22 protein-coding genes, 1 tRNA gene and 4 pseudogenes are annotated in these 18,911 nt (G+C 50.6%); 10 read left to right on the top strand and 17 right to left on the bottom strand.

From position 1 onward, the window contains the following. Positions 1 to 146 precede the first annotated feature (146 nt). On the top strand, positions 147 to 1,379 hold the full coding sequence (locus ACVKSX_RS12370; protein WP_045139609.1) for a multifunctional CCA addition/repair protein: 1,233 nt from the start codon (positions 147 to 149) through the stop codon (positions 1,377 to 1,379). A gap of 15 nt (positions 1,380 to 1,394) precedes the next feature. Here the strand turns inward: ACVKSX_RS12370 and bacA are convergent, their stop codons facing one another. Beyond that, positions 1,395 to 2,213 carry an undecaprenyl-diphosphate phosphatase gene (gene bacA, locus ACVKSX_RS12365; protein ID WP_010249058.1) on the bottom strand — a complete coding sequence of 273 codons (819 nt, stop codon included), beginning with the start codon at positions 2,211 to 2,213 and terminating at the stop codon, positions 1,395 to 1,397. 191 nt (positions 2,214 to 2,404) lie between these two features. Beyond that, a complete protein-coding gene (folB, locus tag ACVKSX_RS12360) occupies positions 2,405 to 2,764 on the bottom strand; it encodes a bifunctional dihydroneopterin aldolase/7,8-dihydroneopterin epimerase (RefSeq protein WP_010249061.1) in 360 nt (119 codons plus the stop codon). A gap of 108 nt (positions 2,765 to 2,872) precedes the next feature. On the opposite strand from folB, the gene plsY reads away from it, so the two are divergent. Continuing rightward, positions 2,873 to 3,478, top strand: a complete 606-nt coding sequence (gene plsY / locus ACVKSX_RS12355) for a glycerol-3-phosphate 1-O-acyltransferase PlsY (protein WP_010249063.1) — start codon at positions 2,873 to 2,875, stop codon at positions 3,476 to 3,478. Between the two features lie 29 nt (positions 3,479 to 3,507). On the opposite strand, the gene tsaD is transcribed toward plsY, so the two are convergent. Then, positions 3,508 to 4,521 carry a tRNA (adenosine(37)-N6)-threonylcarbamoyltransferase complex transferase subunit TsaD gene (gene tsaD / locus ACVKSX_RS12350; RefSeq protein WP_022623892.1) on the bottom strand — a complete coding sequence of 338 codons (1,014 nt, stop codon included), beginning with the start codon at positions 4,519 to 4,521 and terminating at the stop codon, positions 3,508 to 3,510. A 278-nt stretch (positions 4,522 to 4,799) separates the two neighbouring features. On the opposite strand from tsaD, the gene rpsU reads away from it, so the two are divergent. From rpsU to rpoD, 3 genes are all read left to right on the top strand, one after another. Next, positions 4,800 to 5,015: a 30S ribosomal protein S21 gene (gene rpsU / locus ACVKSX_RS12345; protein ID WP_001144069.1), complete on the top strand. Its 216-nt coding sequence runs from the start codon at positions 4,800 to 4,802 to the stop codon at positions 5,013 to 5,015. A gap of 118 nt (positions 5,016 to 5,133) precedes the next feature. Then, entirely contained in the window at positions 5,134 to 6,879 is a 1,746-nt protein-coding gene (gene dnaG / locus ACVKSX_RS12340; RefSeq protein WP_010699748.1) for a DNA primase, read from the top strand. A gap of 533 nt (positions 6,880 to 7,412) precedes the next feature. Continuing rightward, positions 7,413 to 9,254 carry an RNA polymerase sigma factor RpoD gene (gene rpoD, locus ACVKSX_RS12335; protein WP_010699749.1) on the top strand — a complete coding sequence of 614 codons (1,842 nt, stop codon included), beginning with the start codon at positions 7,413 to 7,415 and terminating at the stop codon, positions 9,252 to 9,254. A 74-nt stretch (positions 9,255 to 9,328) separates the two neighbouring features. Here rpoD and mug read toward each other — a convergent pair whose 3' ends face one another. Together mug and ACVKSX_RS12325 are read right to left on the bottom strand one after the other, a co-directional pair. After that, positions 9,329 to 9,847, bottom strand: a complete 519-nt coding sequence (mug, locus tag ACVKSX_RS12330; protein ID WP_111534643.1) for a G/U mismatch-specific DNA glycosylase — start codon at positions 9,845 to 9,847, stop codon at positions 9,329 to 9,331. Continuing rightward, positions 9,844 to 10,428, bottom strand: coding sequence for a TetR/AcrR family transcriptional regulator (locus ACVKSX_RS12325; RefSeq protein WP_154210442.1), 585 nt, complete (start codon positions 10,426 to 10,428; stop codon positions 9,844 to 9,846). Before ACVKSX_RS12325 ends, mug begins: the two co-directional genes overlap by 4 nt. A gap of 138 nt (positions 10,429 to 10,566) precedes the next feature. Between ACVKSX_RS12325 and ACVKSX_RS12320 the strand changes: the two genes are divergently transcribed. The 3 genes from ACVKSX_RS12320 to ACVKSX_RS12310 all read left to right on the top strand — a co-directional run bounded on the left by ACVKSX_RS12320 (position 10,567) and on the right by ACVKSX_RS12310 (position 12,574). Continuing rightward, the gene (locus tag ACVKSX_RS12320; protein ID WP_354438899.1) at positions 10,567 to 11,358 is read left to right on the top strand and encodes an SDR family NAD(P)-dependent oxidoreductase; all 792 of its coding nucleotides are present in this window, start codon (positions 10,567 to 10,569) and stop codon (positions 11,356 to 11,358) included. Positions 11,359 to 11,560: 202 nt separating this feature from the next. Then, positions 11,561 to 11,636 (top strand) — tRNA-Ile (locus ACVKSX_RS12315). 137 nt (positions 11,637 to 11,773) lie between these two features. Beyond that, positions 11,774 to 12,574, top strand: coding sequence for a hypothetical protein (locus ACVKSX_RS12310; RefSeq protein WP_354438901.1), 801 nt, complete (start codon positions 11,774 to 11,776; stop codon positions 12,572 to 12,574). Between the two features lie 7 nt (positions 12,575 to 12,581). Here ACVKSX_RS12310 and ACVKSX_RS12305 read toward each other — a convergent pair whose 3' ends face one another. The 10 genes and pseudogenes from ACVKSX_RS12305 to ACVKSX_RS12260 form a co-directional block, all read right to left on the bottom strand. Beyond that, entirely contained in the window at positions 12,582 to 12,860 is a 279-nt protein-coding gene (locus ACVKSX_RS12305) for a hypothetical protein (protein ID WP_354438902.1), read from the bottom strand. 570 nt (positions 12,861 to 13,430) lie between these two features. Further along, positions 13,431 to 13,589 (bottom strand): hypothetical protein, encoded by a 159-nt coding sequence (locus ACVKSX_RS12300; RefSeq protein ID WP_354438903.1) that lies wholly within the window; start codon positions 13,587 to 13,589, stop codon positions 13,431 to 13,433. Positions 13,590 to 13,610: 21 nt separating this feature from the next. Then, positions 13,611 to 13,817, bottom strand: a complete 207-nt coding sequence (locus tag ACVKSX_RS12295) for a hypothetical protein (RefSeq protein ID WP_354438905.1) — start codon at positions 13,815 to 13,817, stop codon at positions 13,611 to 13,613. Positions 13,818 to 13,964: 147 nt separating this feature from the next. Continuing rightward, positions 13,965 to 14,153: pseudogene (locus tag ACVKSX_RS12290) on the bottom strand (phage tail sheath family protein); the annotation flags it as partial. A 118-nt stretch (positions 14,154 to 14,271) separates the two neighbouring features. Further along, entirely contained in the window at positions 14,272 to 14,595 is a 324-nt protein-coding gene (locus ACVKSX_RS12285) for a DUF1493 family protein (protein ID WP_187515559.1), read from the bottom strand. Further along, positions 14,592 to 14,960 (bottom strand): annotated as a pseudogene (locus ACVKSX_RS12280) (STM2901 family protein); the annotation flags it as partial. The pseudogene ACVKSX_RS12280 and the gene ACVKSX_RS12285, both read right to left, overlap by 4 nt. Positions 14,961 to 14,968: 8 nt before the next feature. Continuing rightward, entirely contained in the window at positions 14,969 to 15,280 is a 312-nt protein-coding gene (locus ACVKSX_RS12275; RefSeq protein WP_010256599.1) for a DUF1493 family protein, read from the bottom strand. Positions 15,281 to 15,288: 8 nt separating this feature from the next. Then, positions 15,289 to 15,555 (bottom strand): annotated as a pseudogene (locus ACVKSX_RS12270) (STM2901 family protein); the annotation flags it as partial. Positions 15,556 to 15,852: 297 nt separating this feature from the next. Further along, positions 15,853 to 16,074, bottom strand: coding sequence for a hypothetical protein (locus ACVKSX_RS12265; RefSeq protein ID WP_050541948.1), 222 nt, complete (start codon positions 16,072 to 16,074; stop codon positions 15,853 to 15,855). Then, positions 16,037 to 16,681 (bottom strand): hypothetical protein, encoded by a 645-nt coding sequence (locus ACVKSX_RS12260; protein ID WP_010256596.1) that lies wholly within the window; start codon positions 16,679 to 16,681, stop codon positions 16,037 to 16,039. The genes ACVKSX_RS12265 and ACVKSX_RS12260 overlap by 38 nt, the downstream gene beginning before the upstream one ends. 530 nt (positions 16,682 to 17,211) lie before the next feature. Between ACVKSX_RS12260 and ACVKSX_RS12255 the strand changes: the two genes are divergently transcribed. Beyond that, complete coding sequence (locus ACVKSX_RS12255) at positions 17,212 to 17,439, top strand: hypothetical protein (RefSeq protein WP_134161569.1); 228 nt, start codon at positions 17,212 to 17,214, stop codon at positions 17,437 to 17,439. A 163-nt stretch (positions 17,440 to 17,602) separates the two neighbouring features. Here the strand turns inward: ACVKSX_RS12255 and ACVKSX_RS12250 are convergent. Then, a pseudogene (locus ACVKSX_RS12250) lies at positions 17,603 to 17,692 on the bottom strand (tail fiber assembly protein); the annotation flags it as partial. Between the two features lie 366 nt (positions 17,693 to 18,058). Between ACVKSX_RS12250 and ACVKSX_RS12245 the strand changes: the two are divergent. Further along, positions 18,059 to 18,331, top strand: a complete 273-nt coding sequence (locus ACVKSX_RS12245) for a hypothetical protein (protein WP_231113900.1) — start codon at positions 18,059 to 18,061, stop codon at positions 18,329 to 18,331. Between the two features lie 118 nt (positions 18,332 to 18,449). On the opposite strand, the gene ACVKSX_RS12240 is transcribed toward ACVKSX_RS12245, so the two are convergent. Further along, positions 18,450 to 18,605: a YnfU family zinc-binding protein gene (locus ACVKSX_RS12240; protein ID WP_216844881.1), complete on the bottom strand. Its 156-nt coding sequence runs from the start codon at positions 18,603 to 18,605 to the stop codon at positions 18,450 to 18,452. Between the last annotated feature and the right edge of the window lie 306 nt (positions 18,606 to 18,911).

The following is an 18,911-nucleotide window of genomic DNA, read 5'->3' as shown; positions in this document are numbered from 1 at the left end:
GGATTTGAGCAGGGGATCGCAGGATCCCCCTTTTGGCATGTCTGCAATCCGGGGAATCTGTGCAACAATAAAATGATATGCACAGCTGATTTCAGGCGCGGGACGCGCCCGGCGTGCAGGTCATTTCTTTTTCTCTGGAGTTTTGCGTGAAGACGTTTCTTGTTGGCGGTGCGGTGCGTGATGCGCTGCTGAATCTGCCGGTTACAGACAAAGATTGGGTGGTGACAGGTTCCACGCCCGAAGCCATGCTTGAGCAGGGCTATCACCAGGTCGGTCGCGATTTTCCCGTTTTCCTGCATCCCGTCAGTCGCGAAGAGTATGCGCTGGCACGTACCGAGCGGAAAAACGGGAAAGGCTACACCGGTTTTGTCACCTGGTCCGCGCCCGACGTGACGCTGGAGCAGGACTTACAGCGCCGCGATCTGACCATCAATGCGATTGCGCAGGATGAAAACGGCGTGCTGGTTGATCCTTATAATGGCCAGCGTGATATTGCCCTGCGCCTGCTGCGTCACGTCTCCGACGCCTTCAGTGAAGATCCGCTGCGGGTACTGCGCGTTGCGCGCTTCGCGGCGCGTTTTGCCCATCTCAACTTTCGTATTGCCCCCGAAACCCAGCTGCTGATGCAGCAGATGGCCGAAAGCGGCGAGCTGTCGAATCTCACTGCTGAGCGGGTGTGGAAAGAGACGGAAAAGGCGCTGAGTTCCCGTAATCCGCAGGTCTATTTTCAGGTCCTGCGCGACTGCGGTGCATTGCAGGTGCTGTTTCCTGAGCTGGATAATCTGTTTGGTATTCCTGCGCCGATTAAGTGGCACCCGGAAATCGATACCGGCGTCCATACGCTGATGACACTGGCGATGGCCGCCGCCCTCTCCAGTGAGATCGAGGTGCGCTTCGCCACGCTGTTCCATGACGTCGGCAAGGCGCTGACGCCGCCTGAGCTGTGGCCCAGCCACCACGGTCATGGCCTGGCGGGTGTTCCCCTGGTCGAGGCGCTGTGCCAGCGACTGCGGGTACCAAACGCGATTCGCGATCTGGCGCTGATTGTGACCGAATTTCACGACGTGGTGCACACCATTGAACGGCAATCTGCCGCGTCGCTGGTAGCACTGTTTGACCGAATCGATGCCTGGCGCAAGCCACAGCGCGTTGAGCAGATGGCGCTGACCAGTGAAGCGGATGCGCGCGGGCGAGCCGGACTGGAGAGCATGCCTTATCCGCAGGGTGACTATCTGCGTCGTGCTTTTGCGCTGGCGCAGGCGGTGCCGACCAAAGCGGTGGTCGAAGCGGGATTTAAAGGTGCAGAAGTGCGGGAAGAGTTGACGCGACGACGGATTGACGCCGTCGCGCAGGGTCTGGCGATTACGCAGCCTGACTAGCAGGCTGCGTGGGCTTTACATGAAGACCATGTAAACCGCGGCTGCCACAATAAAACGGTAGATCGCGAACGAAACAAACGAGATGCGTTTGATCAGCTGAAGGAAAGCTTTAATCGCAATCAGCGCCACGATAAACGCCGTGACAAAGCCCACCGCAAACATCGGGAAATCCGCCATCGTCAGGAAGCCGATGCTCTTGTACATATCCAGTACGGTCGCACCCATCATCATTGGCACCGCCAGGATGAAGGAGAACTCCGACGCGGCATAGCGGCTCACGCCCATCAGCATGCCACCGGAGATGGTTGCACCGGAACGTGAGAAGCCCGGCCACAGCGCTAAGCACTGGAAACAGCCAATCATAAACGCCTGACGATAGGTAATATCATCGACGCCCACCGCTTTCGGCTGTTTTGGCTTAAGGTACTCAGCTGCCAGCAGCAGCACACCACCTACCACCAGGGCGTACATCACGTTGATCGGATTAAACAGCGTTTTGATCTGATCGTGCAGCACCAGACCCACGACCACCGCCGGTACCATACCCAGCAGGATATGGATCAGCGACAGACGGCCAGTGCCGACGCCTTCATGTTTGACTTCGCCAAAGTGGATGCCGATCAGGCCAAACAGACGGCGCCAGAACATCACTACTACAGCCAGAATCGATCCTAACTGGATCACAACTTCAAAGGTCTCGGCTTTTTCACCCTCAAAGCCCAGCAGGTGACCCACTATAATCATGTGCCCTGTGGAAGAGACCGGTAAAAATTCGGTCAGCCCTTCCACAACGCCCAGGATTGCAGCTACCCAAAGCTGATGAATATCTGCCATCAAATGTTTCCTCTATCCGTTTCAAAACCATTAAAAAGGCGGTAGCGCGTGGCTATCGCCTGAAATCATGCCGCTATCAGCCTGAATTAAACCTTAAGGTCTACACCATTTCGCCTGCTGTAACGAAACGGTACACGCTATGACAGACAGTAATTTGGTTTGGTTTCATTGTGATGGCAATCACATCGTATTTATTTAGGAATAGTCCCGCGCTCAATTCGCACGCCAACCTGTGCTGCCTGGGCTACAGCCCCCGGTTTGCTTACCTTTATGCGGACGCCAGGCGAATTGAAACGGTTCATCAACAGATCCGCGATTTCTTCAGCAACCCGTTCAACCAGCGCAAAACGACTGCCGGTAAGATGCGTCAGAATCGCCGAGGAGACATCCGCATAGCTCAGACAATCTTTCACATCGTCGCTACTGGCCGCCAGACGGTTATCCCAGGCCATTTCGACATCGAGCACCAGCTTCTGCTGTATGCCCTGTTCCCAGTCGTAAACGCCAATAGTGGTGAAGACCGTGAGTTGTTCTATAAATACGATATCCATGATGAGAGTCTCTGTTTTTGGCTAAGCCGGATACCACTTCCGGCTGATTATGCGTATTATCCACGGTTAAAGAGATCAAAACGACCCTAAAGGGAACGGTACGGTGTTATGAGTGCTTTCGCGCTTGGTATGATTATTTTCGCGTATCTTTGCGGTTCGATTTCCAGTGCGATTCTGGTTTGCAAACTCGCTGGCCTGCCCGATCCGCGCACACACGGTTCCGGCAATCCGGGTGCCACCAACGTCCTGCGTCTGGGCGGTAAAACCGCAGCAGCCAGCGTATTAGTGTTTGATGTGCTGAAAGGGATGGTGCCGGTCTGGCTGGCCTATCTGATGCACGTGACTCCGCTCTATCTGGGCCTGACCGCCATCGCCGCCTGTCTGGGTCATATCTATCCGGTATTCTTTCACTTTCGCGGTGGCAAGGGTGTGGCGACGGCATTTGGCGCGATTGCGCCGATTGGCTGGGACTTAACCGGGCTGGTCACCGGCACCTGGCTGTTAACGGTCTTACTCAGCGGCTATTCCTCGCTGGGTGCCATCGTCAGCGCGCTGATCGCGCCTTTTTATGTGTGGTGGTTCAAACCGCAGTTCACCTTCCCGGTTTCCATGCTCTCCTGTCTGATCCTGCTGCGTCATCACGATAATATTCAGCGGCTGTGGCGGGGTCAGGAAGGCAAGATCTGGAAGCGCAAAAAGAAATCTCAGCCATAAAAAAAGCCGGCAAGCCGGCTTTTTTCACATCAGATGGCGGGCAGTTCCGACAGCGGCCAGCGCGGTCGCACGCTGACGCTTAACTCTCCCCGCGTTCCGCCTTTTAACCGCACCATGCCCGCATACGCGATCATCGCACCGTTATCGGTACAGAACTCCGGGCGGGCGTAGAACACTTCGCCGCCGCGCTTTTGCATCATGATCGCCATCTGCTCGCGCAGTGTGCGGTTAGCGCTGACGCCACCGGCAATCACCAGACGCTTAAAGCCGGTCTGATCCAGCGCACGCTTACATTTTATCGACAGCGTATCCACCACCGCGTCTTCAAAGGCGCGGGCGATGTCAGCACGGGTCTGAGCATCATCATCATTGGCGCGGATGGTATTAGCGGCAAAGGTTTTCAGGCCGGAGAAGCTGAAATCCAGGCCCGGACGATCGGTCATCGGACGCGGGAAGGTAAAACGTCCCGCCGTGCCCTGCTGCGCCATCTTCGACAGCATTGGTCCGCCCGGATAATCCAGCCCAAGCAGCTTGGCCGTTTTGTCGAACGCTTCACCCGCCGCATCATCGATCGATTCACCCAGCAGCGCATATTCACCAATGCCGGTGACGCTAATCAGCTGCGTATGTCCGCCCGACACCAGGAGTGCAACAAACGGAAATTCCGGCGGATTCTCTTCCAGCATCGGTGCCAGCAGATGGCCTTCCATATGGTGGACCGGCACGGCGGGGACTTTCCAGGCAAACGCCAGGGCGCGGCCAATGGTGGCACCAACCAGCAGCGCACCGACCAGTCCAGGGCCTGCCGTGTAAGCCACCGCGTCGATCTGCTGCGGCTCCAGACCGGCCTCTTTCAGCGCAGCCTGAATCAACGGCACGGTTTTACGCACGTGATCACGTGAGGCCAGTTCCGGCACCACACCGCCATAATCGGCGTGCAGTTTTACCTGGCTGTAGAGTTGGTTAGCCAGTAATCCGGCCTCGTCATCATAGATTGCGATGCCGGTTTCATCGCACGACGTTTCAATACCCAGAATTCGCATTGCATCACCTCATTCTTGCGGCGCGCAGTTTATCACAGCAATTGGATGTGCAGCGCGGGCATCCACCGTAAAAAGTCATTTTCTGTCGGCTAAAGAGTGCGCTATACTCCCGCCCCTGGAAAAACCGGCAGCCGCACAGGCAAACGCTCCTGTTGGTTTCAAATTATCCATGGTGCTTTACAAACCAACTTGAGTTGGAGTAAAATGCTGCACCATTTTGAAATGTGCTGGCGCCGCAGTCAGCAGCAAAAACCGAATTTTATCGAGGTGAGAGTTACATGCCGGTAATTAAAGTACGTGAAAACGAGCCATTTGACGTAGCACTGCGTCGCTTCAAGCGTTCATGCGAGAAAGCAGGCGTTCTGGCTGAAGTTCGTCGTCGTGAGTTCTATGAAAAACCGACTACCGAACGTAAGCGCGCTAAAGCGTCAGCAGTTAAGCGTCACGCCAAGAAACTGGCTCGCGAAAACGCACGCCGCACTCGTCTGTACTAAGTCGTTCCGGAGGTCCGCCTCCACCGCGTGATTCACGCAGACAGAGTCAAGTAAAAGGCCGTGCTTTCCGAAAGGAAGCGCGGCTTGTTGCCGTTTATGAGCTGAAAATCTGGGGCGTATGGCTGGACGAATTCCACGCGTATTTATCAACGATTTACTTGCCCGCACGGATATCGTGGATCTTATCGATGCCCGCGTTAAGCTGAAAAAGCAGGGTAAGAATTTCCATGCGTGCTGTCCTTTCCATAATGAAAAAACGCCCTCTTTCACCGTAAACGGCGAAAAGCAGTTCTATCACTGTTTCGGCTGTGGTGCACACGGCAACGCTATCGACTTTTTAATGAACTTTGATCGTCTGGAGTTTGTGGAAAGTATTGAAGAGTTAGCCACTTCCCACGGTTTAGACGTGCCTTATGAAGCAGGCAGCGGGCCCAGCCAGATGGAACGCCATCAGCGCCAGAGCCTGTATCAGCTGATGGAGAACCTGAACGGTTTTTATCAGCAGGGTCTGCAGCAATCCAGTGCGCAGCCAGCACGCGACTATCTTGATCGTCGTGGTCTGAGCGCCGAAATCATCAATCACTTCGCCATAGGTTACGCGCCAGCCGGCTGGGATAACGTTCTCAAGCGTTTTGGTAAGCAATCGGAAGATCGCGAGTCATTGATGGAAGCGGGCATGCTGGTCAGCAATGACAAAGGCCGTACTTATGACCGGTTTCGCGACCGCGTCATGTTTCCGATCCGCGATAAGCGTGGACGCGTCATAGGTTTTGGCGGACGCGTGCTGGGTAACGATACGCCGAAGTATCTGAACTCGCCGGAAACACCTATTTTCCATAAAGGCCGCCAGCTCTATGGCCTCTATGAAGCCGTTAAGAACCATCCTGAACCCGCCCGCCTGTTAGTGGTTGAGGGATACATGGACGTGGTTGCGCTGGCGCAGTACGGGATAGATTATGCCGTCGCGTCATTAGGCACCTCCACCACTGCTGAACACATTCAGTTGCTGTTTCGCAGTACCGACACCGTGATCTGCTGTTACGACGGCGACAGGGCTGGTCGTGAAGCGGCATGGCGTGCGCTTGAAACCGCATTGCCTTACATGAATGATGGTCGTCAGCTACGCTTTATGTTTTTACCCGATGGTGAAGACCCGGATACGCTGGTACGCAAAGAGGGTAAAGACGCCTTCGAAGCGAGGATGGAGCAGGCGATGCCGCTCTCTTCGTTTTTATTTGATAGTCTGCTGCCGCAGGTGGATCTGAGCTCACGCGACGGAAAAGCGCGCCTGAGCACGCTGGCTTTACCGCTGATTACGCAGATCCCTGGTGAGACCTTACGTATTTATATGCGTCAGGAACTGGGGAATAAACTGGGTATTCTTGACGACAATCAGCTTGAAAAGCTGATGCCGAAGCTGGCCGCAAGCGGAACGACGCCGGTAGCACCACCGCTGAAGCGTACCACTATGCGCGTGCTGATCGCGTTGCTGATTCAGAGTCCGCAGTTGGCCACCCTGGTGCCTTCGCTTGATGGGCTGTCTGAGTCAAAAATGCCGGGTTTACCGCTATTTATTGAATTAGTGGGCCGTTGTAATGAGAATCCTGGATTGACCACCGGTCAGCTACTAGAGTTATATCGCGGAACAAATTTTAGTCAGACGCTTGAAACACTGGCGATCTGGAACCACATGATAGTAGATGAGGAAGCCGAAGCGGTGTTTCAGGACTCGCTGGCCAGCATCTACGACTCTGCTCTTGAAGAGCGCCTGGAGTTTTTGATTGCGCGTGAACGCACCCAGGGACTGAGCGCCGATGAGCGCCGGGAACTCTGGACACTCAGTCAGGCGTTTGCCAGAAAGTAACTGTTTTCAGCACGCTGCCCGTTCTGACAGATGAAAGGGCAGATTGCCTGTTTTAGTGCTGCCAGCTGTTTCACTACCGTGAGTGATGCCGGTACCGAAATAGTCCGCAGTACCACAAGTTAAAGGCCACAGGCGTCGAAGCCAGTCTGGTCACCGCCAGCGCACAGCTTCCGGAGCGTACTGAAGTACGTAAGGAAAGCGAGCACTGCCGGGGATAAGAATGGCGAGTAAGCCAGGCCCGCAGCACATAGTTTAAAGGCCGCAGGCGTCGAAGCCAGTCTGGTCACCGCCAGCGCACAGCTTCCGGAGCGTACTGAAGTACGTGAGGAAAGCGAGCACTGCCGGGGAGCAGAATGGCAAGTAAGCCAGGCCCTTAGCACAGAGTTTATACAAGCGGCTTAAGTGCCGATTACTGATGGGCAAAGCCCACGCCGCGACGAAGGCAGCGGCAAGAATTAAATGCCTTTACTGCTATTGTTGGCTCGCTGCCGACCGACACCAATCTAATTTAACAGAAGTGTGGATACCGTCTTATGGAGCAAAACCCGCAGTCACAGCTCAAGCTTCTTGTCACCCGTGGTAAGGAGCAAGGCTATCTGACCTATGCTGAGGTCAATGACCATCTGCCGGAAGATATCGTCGACTCAGATCAGATCGAAGACATCATCCAGATGATTAACGACATGGGTATTCAGGTGGTTGAAGAAGCCCCGGATGCCGACGATCTGATGCTGAACGAAAACAGCTCCGATACTGACGAAGATGCCGCGGAAGCTGCCGCTCAGGTGTTATCCAGCGTTGAATCTGAAATCGGGCGTACCACTGACCCGGTCCGCATGTATATGCGTGAAATGGGTACCGTTGAACTGCTGACGCGCGAAGGCGAAATTGACATCGCTAAGCGTATTGAAGACGGTATCAACCAGGTTCAGTGTTCTGTAGCCGAATACCCTGAAGCGATTACGTATCTTCTGGATCAGTACGACAAAGTTGAAGCAGGCGAATCACGCCTCTCCGATCTGATCACCGGTTTCGTCGATCCTAACGCAGAAGAAGATATCGCCCCAACGGCAACGCACGTGGGCTCTGAACTTTCTGAAGCCGATCGTAAGGACGATGAAGAAGAAGATGAGGAGGATGATGACAGCTCCGACGACGATAACTCAATCGATCCGGAACTGGCGCGCGAGAAGTTTTCTGACCTGCGTAAGCAATATGAAACTACCCGCGCAGTGATTAAAAGCAAAGGTCGCAGTCATGCTGCCGCCGTTGCTGAAATCCAGAACCTCTCTGATGTCTTCAAGCAGTTCCGCCTGGTACCGAAGCAGTTCGATTACCTGGTAGGCAGCATGCGCACCATGATGGAACGCGTCCGTACGCAGGAACGTCTGATCATGAAGCTCTGTATTGAGCTGTGCAAAATGCCGAAGAAAAACTTCATCACGCTGTTTACCGGCAACGAAACCAATGAAACCTGGTTCAAAGCCGCACTGGCCATGAACAAGCCGTGGTCTGAAAAGCTGCTGGAAGTGCAGGATGACGTGACACGTTCCCTGCAGAAGCTGGCGCAGGTTGAAGAAGAGACCGGTCTGACCATTGAACAGGTCAAAGACATTAACCGTCGCATGTCGATCGGTGAAGCTAAAGCCCGTCGTGCCAAGAAAGAGATGGTGGAAGCTAACCTGCGTCTGGTTATTTCGATTGCCAAGAAATATACCAACCGCGGTCTGCAGTTCCTTGACCTGATTCAGGAAGGTAATATCGGCCTGATGAAAGCGGTAGATAAGTTTGAATATCGCCGTGGTTACAAGTTCTCGACCTATGCGACCTGGTGGATCCGTCAGGCTATCACCCGCTCTATCGCCGACCAGGCGCGTACCATCCGTATTCCGGTGCATATGATTGAGACCATCAACAAGCTCAACCGTATTTCACGCCAGATGCTGCAGGAGATGGGCCGCGAACCCACGCCGGAAGAGCTGGCCGAACGTATGCTGATGCCAGAAGATAAAATCCGCAAAGTGCTGAAAATCGCTAAAGAGCCGATCTCTATGGAGACGCCGATTGGTGATGATGAAGATTCACATCTGGGCGATTTTATCGAAGACACCACGCTGGAGCTGCCGCTGGATTCTGCTACCTCAGAGAGCCTGCGTTCTGCGACCCATGACGTGCTGGCTGGCCTGACCGCGCGCGAAGCGAAAGTGCTGCGCATGCGTTTCGGTATCGATATGAACACTGACCATACGCTGGAAGAAGTGGGCAAACAGTTCGACGTTACGCGTGAGCGTATTCGTCAGATTGAAGCCAAAGCTCTGCGTAAACTGCGCCATCCGAGCCGTTCGGAAGTGCTGCGCAGCTTCCTCGACGATTAAGTCAGACAAAAACCCCGGTTCGCCGGGGTTTTTTATGCCTGCCTGTTACTGCCTCTCCCCTGCCCTGCGCAGATTCATTCGTTCCCCGCATGCAGTTCCACATAGAGCTGACGATACGCCTCTACCATCTCTTCCAGAGATGCGCGATTAAGGCCGCTGGGATTCGGTAACACCCATACCTGCGTTTTCCCCATACATATCGGCTGTTTGCCCCATTCGACTTTACTCTGTTTAAAAGCACGACGAAACGCATCCTTACCCAGAATCGCCAGCGCAGCCGGCTGGTAATCCAGTACCTTTTCCATCAGCCGTTTGCCGCCATCGCGCAGCTCATCAGGCGCTAACTCACTCGCCTGCACTGTGGGCCGCTCAACCAGCATGGTGATGCCGCAGCCGGTCTCCGTTAAGCGCTGCTCCTCTTCCGGCTTCAGCTGCTGCTGGGTGAATCCCGCCAGATGGATCACTTTCCAGAACCGGTTGCCGGGATGCGCAAAGTGAAACCCCTGATGGGCCGTTGACTGACCCGGATTAATGCCACAGAACAGCACATCAAGACCGGAGGTGATGATGTCGCGGATCGCGTGTTCACTCATGCCGCCACCTCCAGCGTTCGCTGCTTCAGCGCATCGCGGCTGCGTTGCAGCATCTGGCTGGCCTGCTCTGCATCCGGACAGGCGCGCGCCAGCGCCAGCGCGCCAACCATCTCTGCCAGCATGCTGGAGGCCAGCGCTTCCGCATCGGGCAACTTCAACTCACGTAATATCTGCGTCAGACTGCCGTGCATCGCATTAAAGCCCTGTGCGAAGATCTGCCGTGTCGGCTGTGGAAGATGAGCTACTTCACTCACCAGAGCGGCTAATGGACAGCCCTGCGCTGGTGCATTGCGATGCGCCTCGGAAAGATAGCTATCAATAAAATCTGCCAGCTGTTGCGCTGGCTGGGTCACGGACTCCGCGGGCTTTAAGGTATCGGCTTCAGCAAACATATGCTTCAGCACCTCCTCAACCAGCTCCTCGCGTGAGGTAAAATGCGCATAAAAACCGCCATGTGTCAGACCGACCCGCTTCATCAGCGCCGCTACACCAATTCCTTCGGTGCCGGTTTCACGCATCACGCGCGCCGCCTCATCAAGGATACGCCGCCGCGTATGCGCTTTGCTGCTCTGCTTCTCCATCTCATCTCCTGCGGTATCTGCTACGTAGCGTCTGGCTATTATAGTAATTATTACGGTCATCATATTCCAGCTTGACGACAGATATGATGATCGTCATATTGATAGCTATTATGACGACCATCATACGAGGAAAAAGAGATGTCACAATCAGGCACAGCTTTAATCACCGGCGCATCCAGCGGTATCGGTGCGACCTATGCAAAACGACTGGCAGCACGCGGTTATGATTTGATTCTGGTTGCACGCGATCAGGGGCGGCTCACCACCCTGGCTGACACACTGGCAAAGCAGCACGATATTCGGGTGACGGTTATGGCGGCTGACTTAACGCACGAGCAGGATCTGCAACGCGTGGAGTCGGAGCTCGCGAACAACGCACAGATTACGCTGCTGCTGAACAACGCGGGCATGAACGTTGAGGGAGAGTTTCTTGAGGCGGACATCACACGCATTAACAGCATGCTGGCGTTAAATATTCTGGCACCCACCCGTCTGGCACAGGCGGCTGGCCGGGCTTTCAAAGCACGCGGTAACGGCATCATTATCAATATCGCCTCGGTGTTGTCGCTGGTGCACGAGATGTTCAACGGCGCTTATAACGCCACTAAGTCTTATGTACTAACTCTGACGCGTGCGATGCAGCGTGAACTCGCAGAGAGCGGCGTGCAGGTACAGGCGGTGTTACCCGGTGCGACCCGTACGGAGATTTTCGACCGCGCAGGCCAGTCTATTAATGACATTCCGGCTGAAATGCTGATGGACGTTGATGAGATGGTGGACGCCGCGCTTGCCGGACTCGACAGCAAGGAGACGGTAACTATTCCGGCGCTGGAAGATCTGCAGATGTGGCACGACTACGATCAGGCTCGTGGCACAATGGTTCCCCACCTTTCACGGAATCAATCAGCATCCCGTTATCGTCAGAGCTGAGTCAGCCATCAGCCATAACGACTGAAGTCCGGTTTCACTAAAGGCACGGAGAAGCATTATCCGTGCCTGTTTGCGACTTCGGGATCGCGGTTCGCCAGATTTGTTATAGAAATCAGCAGCTAAATCACTGCTGCTTATTTCAGCAACCGATGGCTGAGTGCTGGATTGCCCTGAAGAGATACTTTATAATCCCCGCTCCGCTGGCCCCTTAGCTCAGTGGTTAGAGCAGGCGACTCATAATCGCTTGGTCGCTGGTTCAAGCCCAGCAGGGGCCACCAAATTTTTTTATTGATTTCATCTAGTTAAGCCACCTTATTGCAGGTGGCTTTTTAGTTTAAAGAAGCAAATGTCGCACTAGTTTTGGCCCCTCCCTTCTAATCGAGTTTTTTCAAACTAAGCAGGAAATGGCAAAGGCATGAAAATCCAAGGCGCAAAGGTCAAAGAGTTAATGCAAAATGCTCAATTTTTTTTCAGAACCAATCCGCATTTAGGCCCTTCTCTTTTCCTCTTTTGTTTAGGCATGATATTTCTTTCAACTACAAAGTACACCGCCGCATCCGGAGCATTATTCGGAGCTGGAGCATCATTATTAGGTGCATGGATTTCAGACTTTAATTCAAGAAAAAAAGATGCGGCCTCTAAACAACTAAAGGAAGTTGAAGCTGTTAGTTATCTCAGTCCAGAATTGATTAGAACAATCAAACGGCTTATTTATATTCAACAGAGAGCTATTGTTAACTACAGCATGAATGCATCTGAAAACAATAACAGAATAAAATCTGGCGGCTCACTTAGCTCAGGTCACCATGAACCCGTAGCATTAGGAGACCAAAAAGAAGACTTTCTTCCTTACTTACCCCTTCTTTATCCTCAGGCTCCGCAGCTTCAACACTTATCAGGCAACAAAGCCGTAAAGTTAGTCATTTACTATGATTCACTATTTGAGCTGGAAATGTTTGTTAAAGATTGGTGGAAAAGAGAGGGCCAATTAGCATCAAATATATTTAACATGATTAGTCACCAATCAGAGATAAGCCTGAAACTTGCCTCGGATTGCATAATTGAATTAGGTGTCGAGCAAAATGATAGTAACAACATCGATGAAAACTCTTTGCTTTCGCAAATTAATAAATCTCTTGAGAGTGCAATAAAAACCAGAGAGCGCTGTTATAAAGACTTTGAAGAAGCAACTACCCATAAAAAGCTCACTAAATAGTTAGCTATTAAATTTTTATTTGATGGTAAACAGGCAGCTCATTCCAATGTGAATAAGCTGCCTGCCAAGCCTCTCCTTCATTCGCAATTGGTCCATCTGCAACGGGTAACCATTCCAGTTTTCCATTTTCAACTTTTTTAAATCGTACATCCCAAAACTCACCCCGCGGCCAAAACACGTATCTGTTATGCGGTCCCCATGCTTCATTCCAGATCGCATCTTCAGTTAGTTTTTCACCTCGCGCCATGAACAAAAAAAGCGCGCCGTTAATGGAAATTTTCTTCATTCTGTTATCCTCATACACAATTAATTACTGTATATAATAACAGTAATTTTATTTCGTGCTTTTCAGTTGCCCTTAGCGCTCTGAAATTCCCCAACCCCCTGCCACTGCTGGATTTTGTTGGATAATGGCTTTAACCAACTGAGATCTCTTAAAGATCCAATAGCGACACAAAATAGACAATATCCTTAAATTTCATGCTCATGCATTTTTATTTAGATCCATTCGAGATCCTTAAAACTGAAAAACACTGAAATCTCTTTCAAAGTTTTCAGTTACCGAACTCCGGAATAAAGCCAGCAGCAGCGCGCTCTGCCATACCGGTTTGTAGAAAAATAAAACTGAAAAATTTTTATGATCCAAAACCTGCAGGCGGGTGCGGTGTAGCGCCGATTTTGTCTGCCGGACGATTATTTTGCCGTGCTGACGCGCAGCCAGTGCCGCGCTGTGCGGATGATCTGTTTATGGTTGTCTTGCTTGAAGGGCGCGCCTTTGCGTGGCGCATCGTGCGTCTGAGGCGTTCTGGTGACGGGCAATAAAAAACCCGCTGCGATAGCGGGTTAGTATGCTGGCTTACTTGCCGATGACGGGTGAATATTTCGTAATGAGCGCGGCGGCCTGCTGGCTGCTCTGTGCGATGTCGCTGCTGTTCGTGGGCTGCCCGGTTGACGGGTGCGTATGGCTGGCCAGCTGCTGCACAAGCGCCACGGTATCAAGCATCAGCTGGGCCACGTTAATCTTCTCTGAACCAATCTACACAACTGGCGCGATAATTTCCTGACGCGTCCCGGCTATGCTCTGGCGCAGCTGGCCGATTTTTTCCGTCAGCGCCTGCCCGACTTCTATTGCCGCGCTACCGGTGATGTCCGTTTCCGCATTGCCGCCCACTGTAATCAGCTGGCTCTGCTGCGTGGCCATGCTGTAACTGCCGGTAGTAACGTGCTGAATTGCTCCGGCCATCAGTGACGCCGTTCCGATTACAGTGGTCCTGTCCGTGACTTTGACTGTCGTTTTCCTGCTGACCAGATCACGCGTTTCCGTATCAGCTTAAACTTCCCTGCTCATAGGCGTTTCACGGATAGCCTGATCGGTCTGAAGCTCCCAGTATCCGACCCTGCCGCTGAAGGTGAGTATGTCGGTTAACAGTACTGAGCGATTTAGCGGAAAGGTGGCCGCGTCGTCGCCGTCGCCGCCGGTACAGATCAGCCCGACAATCGCGGTGCTAACGGTGGTGATGGTTCGCGTGCCTTCGTTGATTTCCTCAACGCGCATGCCGTGGTGATAATCCTGTGACATGTGGCGGTTCTCCTGTGAAGGGGTTCCGCGATGGTCAGATTTTAGGGAAGGGAAATCATGCTGTTGTCACTGTGTGGCAGCTGACACAACGGGCAAACCTGCTGCCCACTGACAGTGACTAAAAGAGCCAGCGACCGGCAGCGGCTGACTCAATAAACATTCGTATAGTCAGGGGGGCTTTATCCTGCTTTACTGGCGCGCGGGTGAAAAAAGAACGGGTTTTCCAGGGGAAATATGTGGCGAGCGTAAAACCTGCTGGCTGTACGTTAAAATCACGAAAAAATCTCTCCGATACCTCTGCAATATCTTCTGCTTCAAAGAGTTCCTGCAAAACATCATCGTCACCGATTTCAATCTTTTTTAAAAGAAGCGTGGTTACCAGCGGCAGTTCGCGCAGGATATATTTGCGCACCAGGTCAGGAGTAGTCGTCATATCATTCACCAGATTTTATCCTCCGGCCTCACAATCATGTTATAGCGATGTACGGTGCGAAAACTGATTTGCGCAACATCATTTGCCAAGATAACCCACCCTACAACCGGCACGGCCCTGCCCACAAAGGCTCCCAGATTATTCACCCAGAAAATTTTCAGCCCGCGCAGACTGAAGGATTTTAAGGTCAGAGTTGGAAGAATGCGCCGTCGGAATTTATAGGATATATGCCTGCGGAAAAAGAGTGACACAACCGACGTGCCTGGCGTTGACGTGAGCGGTTTCCCCGGCACGTCAATATTATTGTTACCGAGAATGATGTTTGCAACGGCTACAATATCCTGCACGCCCAACTGTTTCTGGGTTTCATCAAGCTTACATTTTAGTAAAGCCACTCCCCCGCCTCAGCGGAATCAATCAGCATCTGAACAGTTAAAGGCTCAGGTTGATGATGATCGGTGCGCAGATATTTTGGCAAAATAGCGTTCGGCAAAAAAGGGATTCCTGTAGCCGGGAAATAGAGACGAAAATCAAATCGCTTCATATCAACACTAAATAGTTCAGCATATTCTTCAAAAAAATCAAAAGCCTCTTCAGGCAAAACGCAATTTTTACCTGTACTCAGGGATGCATCAGCTGGCATTTCCCAAAAGTATTTCTTTATCAGACGATGAACATCTTCAACTTTACTCATAACCAGCCTTATCCTTTTTCACCTGTAATCAGCTTATAGCGATGAACAACATTGCGGGTAATAATCGAAAGATCATATGCAGTTAACACAGCGCCAATCCAGGGCACCCAACGTCCAACATATGCCCCGACACTTGTTGTATATTCCCATTCACCGCGCAGCATGCTTTTCCATGTAATAGTACGACTTTTTTTCTGAAAACGCTGGCGAATAAGCATTCGGCTTGCGAGAGAAAGCGGTCTGGTTCCACGTGTATTTTTTTGAGGATCCAACTTACTATAGTCTCAGCTTCCCCGATCAAGCTTCTGCAGAGGATAATTTTATGTTTAACGCCTGTACGGTTTATACATACTTTCTCCATTACGTAAGCGATGCTTTTAACCGAAGCAGTAATAATCTACGTAGCCCATGCATAATTCGTTAATAAAAATCTAACTAATGATATGCATCACTCTGACTTTGTTAGTCAGCTTTATAGTTTTATTGCTTTTTTTACAACCATAAAGAAGGCCATAATCTGTGTCACGGCCTTGTTGTTTGATAGCTTAATTACGGATAAAAACACATACCGATCATGCTTCTCCTTTTAGCTTATCCAGCAGGTAAGCAACTAAGTAGGCCAGCATGAAGAACCCGAAGAAACCAATAATTTTCCATAGCCAGCCATCAAGTAAAAACAAAGAGAAAAATGCGGCAAATGAGCAAATACCCGTAGAAATGGCTTCAACAACATTTGTGGTTTGTATACCAATGAACTTAACGAATTTTAGAAGAAATGATTTTGCAGAGTTCATTTTGTATCCTTTCACAAATTAATCTATGGCTGTTGATATAAATCAGATAGGGTTCGAGTGGCCTCTCTACGAGGAAATAGACCATATCCAGATTCATTCGTGAAACCTTTGAATAGGTCATTGGAAATCTATTTTGCATCCGTCTTGATGCGACTGAAGCCTCTTCAATCAATCCTTGCACCATGAGAATGTTCAACGAAAGCGATGAACCAACTCTGACAAACCGCTTAAAGGCCTCAACTGTCACGATACGAGTTAGTATTCTTTTAGCAATAAATTGGGCCAAGAAAAATTGTGAACCAATCCTTCCCCCCATTCTGCCAGCACCATAGCCCAGTTTACTATCGATAGCTTGTTTGCTTTCATTATCGAGCTTTGCATAGAAATCGTTAATCACAATAGTAATCAGTTGCCGGATGGGTTCATGTCTGTCTGCAGTGGCTTTGATTAATCGCATAAACCGTTCAGTTTCCCTTTGATTTCGGTTCTTCAGATCGCTCCCGGCAAGACCGCTTCCCTCCCATGTTCTTACAACTCCCTGATACATGCCTGAAGGGATAGATGACATACCCTCCACGATTCCATAGGCAATTTGCTTTGCATCCATACTTATTCCTTGTAAGCAAATAATGTTCAAGGCTGAGAATATCTAATCTGAAGTAGTAATTCCATTAGCACTCTATTTAAGTTGTTTATGCGTCAGTCATTCTTTTGATCTACTGATTACTAGCGTTATTTATTGATTCAATTAATAAGTACATCAAATGTTCGCGATCTATCCAAAAAATTCATGATTAAGTTTATTTTCAATAATAACAATAAGTTAGATTCTTTTTCAGACCATTCTTTAATGATTAAATCACTAAAACTCTTTTTAATTTTTTAGCTTGGTTTTCCGATAAAAGCCCAATGGCAGTGCGGACTGTCGATGTAGTTTGTAGCAAAATGAAACTGAAAATTTTTATGTTCAGAATTGCACTGCCGGGAGCAGTGTAGCCGCCGTTTTTGTCTTCAGGACGATTATTTGCCGGTGTTGACCCGCAGTCAGTGCCAGACTATGCGGATACTCTCTTTGTGGTTATCGTGCTCGTAGTGGCCACGCATTAGCGTGGTGCTGCGTACGTTTGGTGCTCTCTGGTGATGGATAATCAAAAACCCGCTGCAATAGCGAGTTATCAGTGTGGATTATTTGCCAATCACGGGCAAATGTCTGGCATTAAGCACGGCGGCCTTCTGGCCAATCTACGCAATGTCGCTGCTATTAACTGGCTGGCCGCGGACCAAAGGGCTCGTCTTGCTGGCCAGCAAACTGCTGCACAAGCTCCAGGATATCGTTATCAACTGAGCCACGCTATTCTTTGCTAAGCCAATCCATTAACGCACTTATCTCCCGTTGCGTCCCGACAATGCTCTTACGAAGTTAGCCAAATTTAGTCGGCACCTGCCAGACCGTAATCACTGCGCTGCCGTCACTCATCTTAAGCACCTGCACGCCTTGGTGAAAATCACTCAGCCGGTTACTCCGTGGTTAGTCCGACTCAGCCAGACGTGCGATCTCGTCATCAGCTGCAATGCTGATATCAACCGCATCCTGCAGCGGCTTGGTGGTCCGGTTTGCCTCATCGGTCGCGGCGGCGAGTCAGTTGATAGCTTTCAGCACTGCATTTTCAGCTTCTGGTACCGACTCAGCCGTTTCACCTCACCCTTTCCCCGATTAACCTCACACTCTCATACCCACTATTTTCCCTGTAAAAGACGCCACTCATCCTCACTCTGATAACCCGACTGATACCCCGGAGTCACTTTTTAACCCTGCAGAGGGTGTATCAGATTATTTTCATAAACCCGCTATATTTACGGATATGAACAAATGCAGTCAAAACGGGCCAATTGAAATCTGCACAACGTGTGCGCTGAGGTCAGATCCACAATGCTGCAGATTAATTTATTGAACAGAAGAGTATGAATAGATTAGAGGTTTATCATGAAAAGTTCATCGAGTGCTGAACTCTGCTGCCGGGTAATTCGTGGAAGAACCATCATGCCGCTGAAGAAAGTTGCGTTGTATCAGGTCGAATTTGAAAATGGCAGATTTGCTGTGTTACGCATTAATAACCTTCTGACGCTGCAGGAAGGCGATATTATCTCAAGAGTTAATGAAGTGTGGTCTGCAGGACCAGATATTATTCAACTTTCACCATTCGAATTTCTCGACCAGAGTGAATCAAAGCGTTATTTCACCGAGTACGAAAGATAATGCAGGATTATCAGCACATTGAAATTAATGTTACGGATAAATTGCCTCAATGAGGGATAAGGTTAAACAGTATGACTTGCTGCTGCCTGGTGATCGCAACATAAAAAGACGACGGACTTTATATAACATACAATGACTTACAGTGAGGACATAAGACTGCCTGTCCTTTATTCTTTTTAGCTACAGACTGTCTGGAAAACTTTTTACACACCGGACACTGTGTATTGGTTTCGCTGCTGTGTAGCGCGTCGAAGAGAAAGCTCAACCAGGTCATGTCGTTATCCTCTGAAATGTTGCCATTAGCGTAACACAGTGCAGGTAAATTAATTTTTTTATCTGTCGGCTCTGATGTTAAAAAGGGCTAAGGTGAGGAGAAGGCAGCTGTTTATTTTTTTTAACTTTATTTAATCGCCATAAAGGAACGCCAGCCGGTTAATCAGGATAGCTACGAATAACGGAAACAGGACTATAATCAATATCATCTACACCTGTTTATCACCTCCAGCCCTTCTTTTGGCTCCTTTTTTGTCATCCTTTCTTTTTTTCCGGATCCAGCTGCTGCGTAAGCGCAAGGAAATGA

The sequence above is a fragment of the Pantoea sp. PvP021 genome, assembly GCF_054056055.1.
The sequence above is the reverse complement of the archived record's forward strand: the minus strand, read 5'-3'. Positions and strand labels throughout refer to the sequence as shown.